Origin of the sequence: Serratia sp. M24T3 (assembly GCF_000257645.1) — a bacterium.
Classification (GTDB): domain Bacteria; phylum Pseudomonadota; class Gammaproteobacteria; order Enterobacterales; family Enterobacteriaceae; genus Rouxiella.
The window spans coordinates 45,674-59,785 of the sequence record NZ_AJHJ01000019.1 but is presented as its reverse complement, the minus strand read 5'-3'; the positions used below and the strand labels follow the sequence as shown (position 1 = coordinate 59,785).

The following is a 14,112-nucleotide window of genomic DNA, read 5'->3' as shown; positions in this document are numbered from 1 at the left end:
AGAATATCAGCTATCAGGCAAGGCATTGGCGTCCTGCAATTTTCGTTTCGCGGCTTAAACCACCGTCGCGCGTGGTGCGAAAACAGGCCCGATGCCCGCTTCCCTTAGCAGAGCCACCAGCTCATTGCCCCCGTTAGGGCGGCTTTGGGCAAATTCAACTTCGGTGGCGACAATCGGGCTAATCCACAGCAGATTAACCGGGTCACCATAACAGCGCGGCAGCTGAAATTTACCCAGCGAATCGCCAAGCGCGGTGGAGATCACATGCCCCTCATAACCCAGCGGTGCCACCGGCGAAAGCAGCGTGTGCCCTTCCCCCAGCCAGCTCAGCGTGGTCCATGGTAGCTGCGCATAGTTAGACATCGCGCTGGCCATCTGCACCGCATTGGCTTCATCGACATATTCCTTGCCTACCGCAAACGCCAGCTCGATACGACGATGATGCTCGGCTTCGTCGTTAAAAATCAGCTCAATCTGCGGCATCGGTCGAATGCTCATGCCTAGGGTAAAGAAATAATAATTGTGATCATCCTCATGCTGGGAAATCGCCATCGGTGGCCAGGTCCCTTGATCGATGGCGTAATATTTTACCGCCGGACCAAAGCGCTGCTCATAGCAGGTTGTGAAGTTACGCTGGATTTTCGGCCACGGATTATGCTCTTCCTGTGCCCAATCGCGCCAGAATTGACGAGTTTTATCCGCCAGTGCGTACTGGGTGTTGGTTGAAGCGGAGCCCAGCGGAAAAGTCAGAGAGTTTTGCTGAATACAGCCAGCCGAATAGCTGACGGAGTGATCGATATACAGGCTCCAGCCAGGGATAACCGCCAGCAACAGCCCGTGATACCACAGCGCCGCGCCGTCATCGCTTTCATTCCATAGAATCTGAATCCCGGCGGGATCCAGCGGTGCCTCGGCCTCCAGGCTGCGGCAATACTGTGCGGCGAGCATCGGAGGCAGGCCTTGTTCCAGCGCCTGATTATCGTCCTGTGTCGGGGCCGGAGAAAGATTTCTGACCCAACATCCGCGCATCCTTGGGAAACGATCGCGCAGATCTTCACGCGCATAAATATAAAGATAAACGACGCGATCGTCCTGTTCGACCATCGCAATCAGAGTCTGTTTATCGTTGCTGACTTTGGCGAGTATTTCTGACTGGCGCATGTTACCTCAATAGGATTAAGCCGCTTCTTATTCTCTTTGAGATAAAGTGTAGAACGTCTTGTGCGCTAACATAACGGGCAAAAATCCCAAAACTCAGGGAATACGCGGTTAATACCACGATTTATAGCCATTTTACCGGGCCGAGGTTGATTAACGACAATAGAGCCGGAATAGTTGCGCCAATTGGGCAGCCATCGGCGACAGCGTCGAATCCTTTCTCTGAATAAGGTGGAAGGTCGCTTTTGGCAATGGCAGATCTAAATCCAGTGCAACCAGACTCTGCCCCATCAGCGGATCATTGATGATATCGACCGACAGCACCGACAGAAAATTGGTTTTGGCCAGCAGGCTGGTGCATGACATAAAGGTTTCACAGACCACGCTGATTTTCGGCTCCACCTCCAGCTCGCTAAACATCTCGCCGAGTAGTTTGTAATAGCTGCCACGCGGCGTCGGCAAGGTCCAGTCACAGTGCAGCAACTCTTTTATGGTGCGCGCCTTTTCCAGCGGATGGCCGCGCCGACACACCACGCGATACTCCTTATCCATAAGTTTTTCGTATAACAGTTCGTTATCATAGGCACTTTGATAATAAGTATTGATAGTAAAGTCCAATTCACCCTGCCTCAATTCAGGGATCATCGACACCAGCTGCCCTTCGGCGATCCTGACTTTGACATCCGGGAACTCGCGATGAAAACGATCGATCACCTCAGGCATGATAGTCCGCGCGATACTGGCACCAATGCCGATATTTACCTGTCCACTGGTGGCGCCCAAACGTTGAGCTATATCGTCCTGCGCGACCCGTAATTCCTCGAGTATCAGGCTGGCACGCTTGAAAAAAATCTCACCGCATTCGGTCAACGTTACCCCTTGACGCCGGCGGATAAACAGCTGTGCGCCAAGGCTGTCTTCCAGCTCTTTTATCGACTTGGTCAAGGCTGGCTGCGACAAACTTAAAAATCGGCTTGCGGCACGAATGCTGCCCTGGCGGCTAACGGCCACGAAGGCGCGTAGCTGATGCATTTTTATTGATGAAGACATGCTCTGATTGATAACCCCTGATTATCACCAAAAAGATTTTGGCATCTTATACGCCATGGTTGCTTTGTGTACATTGAAATCAAAGTGTCAAATCTCACCTTTGAAAAAAACCGCTATTACCGCGAGAAAAAAGGATCTCATCATGGCTTTAAAGACATCAGAAGCAGGCGAAATTTCCTCATTGCACAAGCTTGCCGAGCGCGTTGACCACATTTTTCCCGCGCTGCAACAGCGCCGCCGCGACCTGCATAAGTACGCGGAGTCAGGCTGGCTGGAGTTTCGTACCTCGACGCTGGTCGCCGAACGCCTTTGTGAATTGGGTTATCAGCTGCAATTAGGCCGTGAAGTGATCGATGCGGATTCGCGCATGGGCTTGCCGTCTGCCGAAGTTTTGAAGCAGCACGAAAAGCGTGCATTGGAACAAGGAGCCATTGCCCGCTGGATGCCGCATTTTTCAGGCGGTTTTACCGGTGTAGTAGCCACGCTGGTGACCGGTAAACCGGGGCCGGTGATAGGTTATCGCGTTGATATGGATGCACTGGACCTTAATGAAGTACTTAACGACCAGCATCGCCCATTCCGCGAAGGTTTTGCCTCTTTGAACGGCGGCATGATGCACGCCTGCGGCCACGACGGCCACACCACGATTGGATTAGGTCTGGCGCAGCTACTAATGGAAATCCGCGACCAGCTTTGCGGCACCGTTAAAATCATTTTCCAGCCTGCCGAAGAAGGCACGCGCGGCGCGAAATCAATGGTCGCCGCGGGTGTGGTAGACGACGTCGACTTCTTCACCGCCGTGCACATCGGCACCGGCGTTCCCGCCAATCATATCGTTTGTGGCAATGATACATTTATGGCGACCACCAAACTCGACGTGACTTTCACCGGCGTCGCGGCCCATGCAGGCGGCAATCCAGAACAGGGTCGCAATGCTTTGCTGGCTGCGGCCCAGGCAACTCTCGGCCTGCATGCCTTGCCACGACACAGCGCGGGCAGCTCGAGGATCAATGTTGGCGTGTTGCAGGCGGGCACGGGTCGTAACGTGGTGCCGTCCAGCGCCATGATGAAGGTTGAAACGCGCGGCGCGACTAACGAGGTTAACGAATTTATCTACCAGCAGGCGCTGAAGGTGATTTCCGGCGCGGCAGAAATGTATCAGGTGCAGTTTGAAACCAAACTGATGGGTGCGGCGCAAAGCAGCAAACCTACTGCCGCATGGGTCAATTACATTCATCAACAGGCACAAAAACTGGGTCTGTTTGAGGAAATTATTGACCGTCAGGAAGGCGCAGCCGGTTCGGAAGATGCCACTTACATGATGGAACGGGTGAAATCGCTGGGCGGTGAGGCGTCTTATGTTATTTTCGGCACCGATCTCAGCGCGGGTCACCACAACGAAAAATTCGATTTTGACGAACAAGTCATGACTCAGGGGATTAAAACGCTGGCCGCGCTGGCGCTTAACATTGCCTCTTTCAACAAGGAGTGAATATGTCTGCCTCAAAACCTGTGATCAGTTTTATCAATGATTTTATCGACAACCAGCGAGACGCACTTTCGGCGATCAGTGACGAAATCTGGGATCATCCGGAAACGCGTTTTGAAGAGTCTCATTCCTCAGCCCTGTTGGCCGACAAACTGCAAGCCAGCGGTTTTCAGGTGCAACGCGGCGTCGGCGGCATGGAAACGGCATTTATCGCCAGCACGGGTGCGGGTAAACCGGTGATCGCCCTGCTGGGAGAATTCGACGCGCTGGCAGGCCTGAGTCAACAGGCTGGTTGTGACTATGCCGAGCCGCTGGAAGAAAACGGTAATGGCCACGGCTGCGGCCATAATCTGCTGGGCACGGCGGCTTTGGGCGGCGCGCTGGCAGTGAAAGCCTGGCTGGAAAGAGAAGGCATCGCAGGTACGGTAAGATTTTATGGCTGTCCCGGCGAGGAAGGCGGCTCGGGTAAAACCTTTATGGCGCGCGAGGGCCTGTTCGACGACGTTGACGCGGCACTAACCTGGCATCCGGAAACCTTTAGCGGCATGTTCAGCAACCCGACACTTGCCAATATTCAGGCGGCGTTTCATTTTAAAGGCGCGGCTTCTCACGCTGCTGCCGCGCCGCATCTGGGCCGCAGCGCGCTGGATGCGTTAACCCTGATGAACACTGGCGCCAATTTCCTGCGCGAGCACATTATTCAGGAAGCGCGAGTCCATTATGCGGTAACCAATGCCGGAGGTATTTCGCCAAATGTGGTGCAGGCCGATGCAGAAGTCCTTTATCTGGTTCGCGCGCCGCAGCTGGATCAGGCACAGGCTATTTTTGAGCGGGTGATTGATATTGCCAAAGGCGCGGCGCTGATGACGGGCACCAAAATGACCCTGCGTTTCGATAAAGCCTGCTCTAACTACGCGCCGAACCGCGAGCTTGAATCCCTGATGTACCAGTACGTGCAAGCCTTTGGCACGCCAGACTACACGGCAGAAGAGCGAGCCTTTGCGCAATCAATTTATGCTACCTTGAACGATCAGGATATTGATAATAGCCTGAACAGTATGGCAAAAACGGGCGGCACTGCGGGGCGTGAGTTTGCAGAAACGCTGCGCAAGTCACCGTTGACCGATTCTGTCGCGCCCTATTGCGCCAACGACAATATTCTTTATGGTTCCACCGACGTCGGCGACGTCAGTTGGCTGGTGCCCACCGCGCAGTGTTTCAGCCCGTGCTTCGTGGTTGGCTCGCCGCTGCACACCTGGCAAATCGTCTCGCAGGGCAGAACTTCTCTGGCACACAAGGGTATGTGTCTGGCCGCAAAAGTGATGGGTTCAACCGCGATTGCCCTGCTCAGTGAACCGGCGCTGCTGGAAGCCTGTCAACAGGAGCATCGCGCCGCTCGAAACCGTCGTCCTTATCATTGCCCAATCCCGGAGGGGATTAAACCTTCACCTTTAAAGTAAAACACGTTAAAAAGATCGACTACCCAGCGCCGAGCTTCGTTCAATCTCGCCGCTGGGTATAAAAAATAATAAAACCGCACGGCATGACCGGCGGAATTCAATGACGACTATTTTCGACGAGGGGTTTTATGAGTATTGAAGCACAGGAACATCATCACAGCCCAGGCGGCTTCTTCGGCTGGGTTGAGCGCGTAGGGAATAAAATCCCCAATCCATTTTTACTGTTTGTCTATCTAATAGTGCTGCTGATGTTAAGCAGCGCCGCGATATCCTGGCTCAATATTACCGCGGTCAATCCGACCAATGGCGAGATTATCCACGTTAAAAATCTACTCAGCGTCGAGGGAATACAGTGGATTTTGCCCAACGTAGTAAAGAATTTTAGCGGCTTTGCACCACTGGGATCCATTCTGGCACTGGTGCTAGGCGCGGGCCTTGCCGAGCGCGTCGGCCTGTTGCAGAGCCTGATGTATAAAATGGCGGCCGGTGTTAGCGCTCGCTATGCCAGCTATCTGGTTATCTTTATCGCTTTCTTTAGCCATATTTCTTCCGATGCGGCACTTGTGGTGATGCCACCGTTGGGCGCGCTGATTTTTCTTGCCGTAGGACGCCACCCGGTTGCCGGTTTGCTGGCTGCTATCGCCGGTGTCGGTTGCGGATTTACGGCTAACTTGCTGATAGTGACCACTGACGTATTGCTTTCCGGCCTTAGCTCGGAAGCCGCAAAAGTGATTAACCCGGCGGTACAAGTCAGCGTGGTGGATAACTGGTACTTTATGGCCGCCTCGGTGATTTTACTGACTTTGGTCGGTGGTATTCTTACCGACAAGTTTGTTGAACCGCGGCTGCCAGCCTATGAGGGCGAACGCAACGAGCAGATGAAGAAGTTGAGCCCGCAGCAGAATCGTGGTTTGGCGGCCAGCGGGATTGCGGCTGTAATCTTTATCGCGCTGGTGGCTTTGCTGGTGGTGCCGGAATCTGCACCGCTGCGCAATCCGCATACTCACGGCATTGTTCCGTCGCCGTTCATTATGGGTATCGTGCCGCTGATTATTTTATTTTTCTTCGTGGTCTCGATCCCTTATGGATTGGTAACTAAACAGATCAAATCGCAAAGTGACATTCCGAATCTGTTAGTCGACCCAATGAAAGGCATGGCAGGTTTTATCGTGATGGTTTTCCCGCTGTCCCAGTTTGTGGCGTTTTTTAACTGGAGCAATATGGGCAAATTTATGGCGATCGGCTTGACCGATGTGCTTGAAAAACTGGGGATGACTGGCATACCGGCGTTCGTCGGGCTGATTTTCCTGTCGGCACTGCTGTGCATGTTTATCGCCAGCGGATCGGCTATCTGGTCAATACTGGCACCGATCTTCATTCCAATGTTTATGCTACTCGGCTTTCATCCGGCCTTTGCACAAATCGTGTTCCGTATCGCCGATTCTTCTGTGCTGCCGTTGGCCCCGATGTCACCGTTTTTGCCGCTGTTCCTGGGATTCCTGCAACGTTACAACAAGAATGCGCAGCTTGGCACCTACTACTCGCTGGTGCTGCCGTATCCGGTGGTATTTTTCATCGTTTGGCTGTTAATGCTGGTGGTCTGGTATCTGTTGGGGCTGCCGATTGGTCCGGGCGTCTATCCGCACATGCCGTCTTAAAGCGGACACCTGCGGCGCTAGGGCAATCGTCCTACGCGCCGCATCGCCCTGCTCCAGGAACCATTGCGCACTGCCCAGCGCAGTACTTTAGCCACCCGATGCATGGAAAACTCAATCCCCTTACGGGTCAATGGCGAGATTTTAATCCCCAACTGATCTTGCGCCCACTGCGGTAAGAGTTCGATGCCTGCCCAGACCATCAGTTTGCCGACCGGCACCGCAATTTTACTGGGTGCCGGGGCATTTTTCAGCAGTCTCACCACTTCTAGAGTTCTTTCGTCGCAGCGTAATAAAGGGCGAATATTTTCTAAATAGGCGTTGATCTGCTGTACGTTGGTGGGCACGTTTTCGCCGCCCAAACCTTCAACAACGCGAGCAACTTCAAGGTAGTATTGATCCTGTTCGGCCAGACTTAAACTGGGGTTGCGATAGCGAAGATAGGATTGGAGAAAACTATAGGATTCAGCGACGTGTACCCAGACCAGCAATTCTGGATCGCTGGCTGCATAAGGCTGCCCGCGGGCATCCTGGCCAGTGACGTTTAAATGAATGGATTTTACGCGCTCGATAAGCTTTTCGGCATCGGCCAACGAGGCAAAGGTGGTTCCTGAAACGAATTGGCTGGTACGTCGTAAACGTCCAAGCATGTCCTGGCGAAAGTTCGAATGGTCCCACACGCCCGCCAGAGCAAGAGGATGGAGCATTTGTAGCAGCAAGGCACTGACGCCACCACACAGCATGCTCGAGAAATCGCCATGAACGCGCCACACTACGCTGTCAGGGCCAAAAAGCCCGACATCACCAAGAGGCTGTTCAAAGTCTATTCCTCCCAGCGCCAGGCCAGAAATGCTTAACACCTGGCGCTCAATCTTATTTCTAACCACGTCGGCTAATGCCATGGCACCTGATTCTCAAAGAGTTTTTAGTGTGCAACGGTCTTAGCCATTGGAACAGTACGTAGCTGTGGCCATACATACATCAACATATCAATAACGGCATCCAGCTGTTCATTGCTGGCCCCATCACGAGCCTGCACAGACATTCCCTGAACGGTGGTGGCAACATATTTTGCCAGCAGCGAACTGTCAGTATCGCCAGGGAATTCACCCGTGAGTTTTTTCTTCTCGAAAAATTCAAACAGCGTGCGTTCCTGAGACAAGTGGCGCGAACGCAACATCTCGGATATTTCCTGCGATGCGGCAGACATTCCTGAGGCAGCGCTAATAATAAAGCAGCCGTTCGGGGTGTCGCAGTCAGTGAACATCTCTGCCGTGGTACGCAGATACTGCTCGATAGTCTGTTCGACAGACAGGTCTGACCGACTCAGCAAACACAAACTTTTTTCATAAAAGGTTGCCAGATAATGCTCTACAGCCGCACGAAACAAACCCTCTTTGTTGCCAAATTCAGCATACAAGGTAGGGGCTTTGGCGCCAGTTGCTTCAACCAAGTCTGCTAACGATGTTGCTTCATAGCCGTGACGCCAGAACAGATTTAGCGCTTTACTCAGAGCAGTTCCACGATCGAACTGTTTTGGGCGACCACGACTTTTACGGACTAGTGCCGTCTGTTCAGTGCTCATACACCCTCCTTTCATCACCATTGTGATTATGGTTGTCAAAATATCTTAACGATCATTATTAAAAATAGTTGCGAAGAAGTCCAGTAGAGATTAATATTTAATTATCGAGCGATAAATAAATCACTCCCTACGGATATCGACCCAGCTATAAAATAGTCACCCAGGACATAACATCATGAGAAACATCAAATTAGTTCTTGCAGTACTGGCATTGACCGCTGTGCCGGTTGCTAATGTTGCCGCACAGCAGACTTACATGATGCCTGCGCAGACTCAGGAAATCGCAATGGTCAATGTGACTGGCGACAGCAATGTTGTCCAACCGCCACAGGGCACCTTGAATCGTAAACCGCTACAACCTGGTATTACGAGTTCACCGACCATTCCACCAGCCCCCAATGCGGCTCGTAACGCGCCATCAGCCATTTACTATTAATCCTTGGTAAATGCATCCCGTCAAAGCCACCGCTAGCTGGCGGTAAGCCTTTCTGAAGATGAACAGGCTTTAAAAAAGCAAAGGCAGTGCATTTGGGCTGCCTTCTTTTTTAACACCCTCCCCCCCATAGCTCAAGAATTTATTAGTAGGTATTAAAATAAACTTTTATTGAAACATTTCCGAATGACTATATTGGATAACCATTGCAGATTAATGAAAAAAGCAATGTGATTTAATATCTTACAAACATGCCTGTCAGATTTTACTCTTCTTCACTCATTCAGAGTGCAATCTTTAGAATCACTTGAAATTACAGATCACCCAGCATTATTGGTGAACATCTTCTGGTGGCTAACCTGCGGAAATCTCCCACTACTTCTGGGAGTTAGCGTGCTACAGCACATTTAGTTAACAATCGATATAAAAATAAATTGCTATAGCGATCGGATATGAATAACATTTAATTATCGAGTGTTAATTTATTTGTGAATCACCATTTAATTCGCATTTATCCATTATCAGGAATACCGAACATGAAAATCTTAAGCATGATTTTTACCGCATTAGCGCTGGCTACCTCATCATTTTCTAGCCTGGCTGCAACTGAAGTTATTCAAGCACCGACTCACGCGCAGAAAATCGGCGAAGTGTCCGCAACCGCGAGCAATGACCTTTCAAACCTTGAACGTAATCTCAATGCCAAAGCAGAGGAAGCCGGAGCCACGTCTTTTCGTATTATTTCTGCCACAGGAGCCAACCAGCTTCATGGTACCGCCGAGCTGTATAAATAAGTTTTGATCTACTCACTTTCCCTGCTCAATCAGCGATCCGCACAATTAGTTAACGATTAATATAAAAACATATTGCACAGATTGCGAACAGCTCCTATCATTTACTTATCGAACGTTAACTAATAAACATTTCAGGTTAACGACGAACAAGAAAATTTATCCGGGTTTGATAAGCATCAAATTCGGCAAACAAGATAATGAGGAAGCAATCATGAAAAACCTGACTAAAGCATTTGCTGTTATCGCCTTGACCACCGCGTCATTTGCTACTTTCGCAGCAACTGAAGTGAACTCTGCTCCGGCAGGCGCACAAAGCGTTGGTGTAGTAAGCGCATCCACAAACGGCGATGACCTGACTACGCTGCAAGGCAAACTGGCTGCAAAAGCGGCTAAAGAAGGTGCAAGTTCTTATCGCATCATTTCTGCCGGTGGTGAAAATCATCTTTATGGCACCGCAGAAATTTATAAATAACAGCTCAGCCAGCACAATTAGTTAACGATTATTAAATAAACAACTTGCAGCATACGGAATCAGGGACTACTATTTAGTTAACGAACGATAACAAATATCGTCCCCTTGAAAATTACAGTGAACTTAAAAGAGTAGGAGTAAAAATCATGAAAAACCTGACTAAAGCTTTTGCCGTTATCGCACTGACTACTGCTTCATTCGCTACCTTTGCTGCCACAGAAGTTAATTCTGCACCAGTAGGTCAACAAAGCGCAGGTATGGTGAGTGCTTCAACCAACAATAGTGACCTGGGTACTTTGCAAGACAAACTGGCTGCAAAAGCGGCTAAAGAAGGTGCAAGTTCTTATCGTATTATTTCTGCCGGCGGTGAAAACCACATGTACGGTACTGCAGAAATCTATAAATAAGCTTGGCGCTACAGTTTAAGACACATCTGGCGTAGAAATTAGTGACATAAGTTAAGTAGTAAGGGTTAAGACCTTTCGTAGAGGCAAAAGCCCCGACGATAGGCATCGGACAGTAAATTCGCTTAATTTCATAATGCGAACGGCACTCATGTCGTCACTGAAAATTAAGCAACAACGACTAATAGGACTAAATCATGAAAAACCTGACTAAAGCTTTTGCAGTGATCGCACTGACTACCGCTTCATTTGCCACTTTTGCAGCTACAGAAGTTGATGCAGCTCCCGCAGGCCAACACAGCGTGGGTATGGTAAGCGCATCGGCAAATAACGGTGACTTAGGTACCATGCAGGATAAATTGGCGGCTAAAGCCGAACAGGAAGGTGCAAGTTCATATCGCATCATCTCTACCGGTGGTGAAGACCATGTTTACGGTACCGCAGAAATCTATAAATAATTCTCTGAACAAATTTATGTTGTTATATAGATAATATGTGTTGTGTCATCGATATAAGTAGTGTGAAGAAGAGGCGACTTTGGTCGCCTTTTTCATTTCTAAAATGCCCCCTTTCAGATCCTCGTTTTAACGATCAGCACAATTAGTTAACGATTAATATAAAAACAGATTGCACAGAAACTGATCTGCCTCTATCATTAACTTATCGAACGTTAATTAATAACGACGAACAAGAATTAATCACCGAAGTCGATAAGTGATGATTTCGGAAAACAAATTAATGAGGAAGCAATCATGAAAAACCTGACTAAAGCATTTGCCGTTATCGCCCTGACTACCGCTTCATTCGCTACTTTCGCTGCTACTGAAGTCAACATGGCGCCAGCGGGTTCACAGAGTGTCGGTGTTGTTAGCGCCTCTGTGAACGGCGGTGACCTCAGCTCGCTGCAAGGCAAACTGGCTGCCAAAGCCTCGCAGGAAGGTGCAAGTTCATACCGCATCATCTCTGCCGGTGGTGAAAACCATCTTTACGGTACTGCAGAAATCTACAAATAAGCGTTAGCAATAAATCGATCAGCACAATTAGTTAACGATTATTAAATAAACATCTTGCATCAAACAGTCTCAAGGCTTAGTATTTAGTTAACGAACGATAACAAATATCGTCCTCCTGAATATTAAGACTGAAATAAACAAGAATAGGAAATAAGACCATGAAAAACCTGACTAAAGCATTTGCTGTTATCGCACTCACTACCGCTTCATTCGCGACTTTCGCCGCTACCGAAGTGAATATGGCGCCAAATGATTCGCAAACTTTAGGTACTGTTAGTGCTTCAACTAACGACAGCAACCTGAGTGCATTGCAGGGTAAATTGGCTGCCAAAGCCGCTCAGGAAGGTGCAAGTTCTTACCGCATCATCTCTGCCGGTGGTGAAAATCACATGTACGGTACCGCTGAAATCTACAAATAAGGTTGACGTTATCGCCAATACATTTGAATGATTTGAAGTGACTGAAGTGACTGAAGTGACTGAAGTGAGTTGTAGGAAGTAAGGGTAACTATCAAGGTCATTACACGTTAGTGCGAGACCTGATAAATCGGACAGTATTAAGGTTCTAATTTCTCAAGCGAGCGGTAAAAAATACCGTCACTGAAATTAGACAACAACGACATATAGGACAAATATTATGAAAAACCTGACAAAAGCTTTTGCAGTGATCGCACTGACTACCGCTTCATTCGCAACTTTTGCTGCTACTGAAGTAACCTCTGCTCCCGTTAACGCACAAAGTATCGGTACAGTAAGTGCTACAACTAACGGTAATGATTTAAGTTCTCTGCAGGGTAAATTGGCTGCCAAAGCCGCTCAGGAAGGTGCAAGTTCTTACCGCATCGTAGCTGCCGGTGGTGATAATCACCTGTTTGGTACCGCAGAAATTTATAAATAAGTTATACAGTTTTAGTACCACAAGTAATAAAGCTGAAGAGGCGGCGTTTGCCGCCTTTTTCGTGTCTGCAATTTACAATCCCAGCTTTAATTCATGCCGGTCAAGAGGTTTAAATACCTTAGCTAGACGAGCTTTTTAAGCCACTGTCTAACTGATGCTGTTCAATCGCCAGCTCAATTAATTCAGTAATCAGCGCGGTATAATCCAGACCGCTGGCTGCCCAAAGCTTGGGATACATGCTGATATTGGTAAAGCCAGGCAATGTGTTGATTTCATTTATTACCACCTCTCCCTCTTCGGTGAGGAAAATGTCTACCCGCGCCATACCGCGACATTCCAGTGCCTGATAAGCCTGAATGGCGATAGCGCGAATTTTGTCGTTAATTTCAGCAGCAATATTGGCAGGAATAGCAACTGACGCGCCTTGCTCATTTATATACTTAGTGTCGTAGGAATAAAATTCATCGTGCAGGATCACCTCACCGCAGGTACTGGCCTTAGGAAAATCATTACCTAATACCGCACATTCGATCTCTCGACCTTTAATCGCCGATTCGACCAATACTTTGTGATCATAACTAAACGCGCTGTCTAAGGCCTGTTCGTAAGAATCACGGCTCTTGACCTTACTAACGCCTACTGACGACCCCTGATTAGCCGGTTTTATAAACAGCGGCAGCCCGAGTTGTTCCACCACATAGTCAAAACTGGTTTGCGCCCGCGTGCGGCGAGTGAGGGTAACAAAAGGCGCAACGTTAAGTCCGGCATCACGCAGCAGCCGTTTCGTCACGTCCTTATCCATACACACCGCCGAGCCAAGTACCCCGGAACCGACATAAGGGATATTGGCCATCCTCAGCAGTCCCTGCAATGAACCGTCTTCACCCAGCGTGCCGTGAACAATCGGGAAAATGACATCAAGCTGCGACATGGCATGCGCATCCTGAGTATCAATCAGCTGATTTTTTTCCAGACCGGGCACCAGCGCTACCTGCTGGTTTGAGCGATTCAGGGCAATCAGCGCAGGATCTTCAGCGTTGAGCAGATAATTACTGGCATCGTTAATATGCCATTCACCCTGTTTATCGATTCCCAGCAGAGTGACGTCGAAACGTTGCTGATCTAAGGCATCAACGATATTGCGGGCGGATTGCAATGACACCTCATGTTCTGATGATTTGCCGCCAAAAATGATACCCACGCGTAATTTACTCAATTTCTACTCCTCACAGACTGCTTTTAATCAACGATGAACAATTTTGCGCCGATTGGGGTTGATGATTGATGCGCTTCGGCGTGATCCGCGACCTGATAGCTCGTGCCCGGCGTTAAAACAAATTTGCGGCCATCGTCGAGCACGGTATGCAATTCACCTTCGAGGCAGAACAGGACATGCCCTTTCTCACACCAGTGATCGGCCAGATAGCCCGCCGAATATTCGACAATACGCACCCGAATAGGTTGGGTTTCGTCGCCAAAATGCTGAGTACGCCACAGGGCTTCGCCATTTTCACCCGCGTGTCGAGTCGGCTCAATCGTGCTCCAATCGGTAGTACAAAACGGAATAGCTGATAATTTCATCTTAGTCTCGTGCAAAACGGGGGATTCCAGAATAGAAGTGAATGGCTTGGCGATCAATTGCCTAATGCGTTCCGTAGATTAAGAAAGCGGGCAAACGGTTAGAAAGAGGAATTTTAATAAC

The 14,112-nt window shown here is 49.3% G+C and carries 17 protein-coding genes; 11 read left to right on the top strand and 6 right to left on the bottom strand.

Going from position 1 to position 14,112, the window contains the following annotated elements:
* Positions 1-54 precede the first annotated feature (54 nt).
* Both SPM24T3_RS15165 and SPM24T3_RS15160 read right to left on the bottom strand, forming a co-directional pair.
* Complete coding sequence (locus SPM24T3_RS15165; RefSeq protein WP_009637664.1) at positions 55-1,161, bottom strand: suppressor of fused domain protein; 1,107 nt, start codon at positions 1,159-1,161, stop codon at positions 55-57.
* 150 nt (positions 1,162-1,311) lie between these two features.
* Positions 1,312-2,208 carry a LysR family transcriptional regulator gene (locus SPM24T3_RS15160; protein ID WP_009637663.1) on the bottom strand — a complete coding sequence of 299 codons (897 nt, stop codon included), beginning with the start codon at positions 2,206-2,208 and terminating at the stop codon, positions 1,312-1,314.
* Between the two features lie 142 nt (positions 2,209-2,350).
* Between SPM24T3_RS15160 and SPM24T3_RS15155 the strand changes: the two genes are divergently transcribed.
* From SPM24T3_RS15155 to abgT, 3 genes are all read left to right on the top strand, one after another.
* Positions 2,351-3,700, top strand: coding sequence for a M20 family metallo-hydrolase (locus SPM24T3_RS15155; protein WP_009637662.1), 1,350 nt, complete (start codon positions 2,351-2,353; stop codon positions 3,698-3,700).
* A 2-nt stretch (positions 3,701-3,702) separates the two neighbouring features.
* The gene (locus SPM24T3_RS15150; RefSeq protein WP_009637661.1) at positions 3,703-5,157 is read left to right on the top strand and encodes a M20 family metallopeptidase; all 1,455 of its coding nucleotides are present in this window, start codon (positions 3,703-3,705) and stop codon (positions 5,155-5,157) included.
* Positions 5,158-5,285: 128 nt separating this feature from the next.
* Positions 5,286-6,815: a p-aminobenzoyl-glutamate transporter gene (gene abgT, locus SPM24T3_RS15145; RefSeq protein ID WP_009637660.1), complete on the top strand. Its 1,530-nt coding sequence runs from the start codon at positions 5,286-5,288 to the stop codon at positions 6,813-6,815.
* A gap of 17 nt (positions 6,816-6,832) precedes the next feature.
* Here the strand turns inward: abgT and SPM24T3_RS15140 are convergent, their stop codons facing one another.
* Together SPM24T3_RS15140 and SPM24T3_RS15135 are read right to left on the bottom strand one after the other, a co-directional pair.
* The gene (locus SPM24T3_RS15140) at positions 6,833-7,714 is read right to left on the bottom strand and encodes an oxygenase MpaB family protein (RefSeq protein ID WP_009637659.1); all 882 of its coding nucleotides are present in this window, start codon (positions 7,712-7,714) and stop codon (positions 6,833-6,835) included.
* A 23-nt stretch (positions 7,715-7,737) separates the two neighbouring features.
* Positions 7,738-8,397, bottom strand: a complete 660-nt coding sequence (locus SPM24T3_RS15135; protein ID WP_009637658.1) for a TetR/AcrR family transcriptional regulator — start codon at positions 8,395-8,397, stop codon at positions 7,738-7,740.
* A 175-nt stretch (positions 8,398-8,572) separates the two neighbouring features.
* Here SPM24T3_RS15135 and SPM24T3_RS15130 point away from each other — a divergent pair, with 175 nt between their 5' ends.
* From SPM24T3_RS15130 to SPM24T3_RS15095, 8 genes are all read left to right on the top strand, one after another.
* A complete protein-coding gene (locus tag SPM24T3_RS15130) occupies positions 8,573-8,833 on the top strand; it encodes a hypothetical protein (protein WP_009637657.1) in 261 nt (86 codons plus the stop codon).
* A 533-nt stretch (positions 8,834-9,366) separates the two neighbouring features.
* Positions 9,367-9,624 carry a DUF1471 domain-containing protein gene (locus tag SPM24T3_RS15125; protein ID WP_009637656.1) on the top strand — a complete coding sequence of 86 codons (258 nt, stop codon included), beginning with the start codon at positions 9,367-9,369 and terminating at the stop codon, positions 9,622-9,624.
* A gap of 211 nt (positions 9,625-9,835) precedes the next feature.
* Positions 9,836-10,096 carry a YdgH/BhsA/McbA-like domain containing protein gene (locus SPM24T3_RS15120; protein ID WP_009637655.1) on the top strand — a complete coding sequence of 87 codons (261 nt, stop codon included), beginning with the start codon at positions 9,836-9,838 and terminating at the stop codon, positions 10,094-10,096.
* 146 nt (positions 10,097-10,242) lie between these two features.
* On the top strand, positions 10,243-10,503 hold the full coding sequence (locus SPM24T3_RS15115) for a YdgH/BhsA/McbA-like domain containing protein (RefSeq protein ID WP_009637654.1): 261 nt from the start codon (positions 10,243-10,245) through the stop codon (positions 10,501-10,503).
* Between the two features lie 194 nt (positions 10,504-10,697).
* Positions 10,698-10,958, top strand: a complete 261-nt coding sequence (locus tag SPM24T3_RS15110; RefSeq protein WP_009637653.1) for a YdgH/BhsA/McbA-like domain containing protein — start codon at positions 10,698-10,700, stop codon at positions 10,956-10,958.
* A 294-nt stretch (positions 10,959-11,252) separates the two neighbouring features.
* Positions 11,253-11,513, top strand: a complete 261-nt coding sequence (locus tag SPM24T3_RS15105) for a YdgH/BhsA/McbA-like domain containing protein (RefSeq protein WP_009637652.1) — start codon at positions 11,253-11,255, stop codon at positions 11,511-11,513.
* A 158-nt stretch (positions 11,514-11,671) separates the two neighbouring features.
* A complete protein-coding gene (locus SPM24T3_RS15100) occupies positions 11,672-11,932 on the top strand; it encodes a YdgH/BhsA/McbA-like domain containing protein (protein WP_009637651.1) in 261 nt (86 codons plus the stop codon).
* Positions 11,933-12,149: 217 nt separating this feature from the next.
* Positions 12,150-12,410 (top strand): YdgH/BhsA/McbA-like domain containing protein, encoded by a 261-nt coding sequence (locus tag SPM24T3_RS15095; protein WP_009637650.1) that lies wholly within the window; start codon positions 12,150-12,152, stop codon positions 12,408-12,410.
* Positions 12,411-12,528: 118 nt separating this feature from the next.
* Here the strand turns inward: SPM24T3_RS15095 and ddlA are convergent, their stop codons facing one another.
* Together ddlA and SPM24T3_RS15085 are read right to left on the bottom strand one after the other, a co-directional pair.
* Positions 12,529-13,626, bottom strand: coding sequence for a D-alanine--D-alanine ligase (ddlA, locus tag SPM24T3_RS15090; protein ID WP_009637649.1), 1,098 nt, complete (start codon positions 13,624-13,626; stop codon positions 12,529-12,531).
* A 23-nt stretch (positions 13,627-13,649) separates the two neighbouring features.
* Positions 13,650-13,991, bottom strand: coding sequence for a DHCW motif cupin fold protein (locus tag SPM24T3_RS15085; RefSeq protein WP_009637648.1), 342 nt, complete (start codon positions 13,989-13,991; stop codon positions 13,650-13,652).
* Between the last annotated feature and the right edge of the window lie 121 nt (positions 13,992-14,112).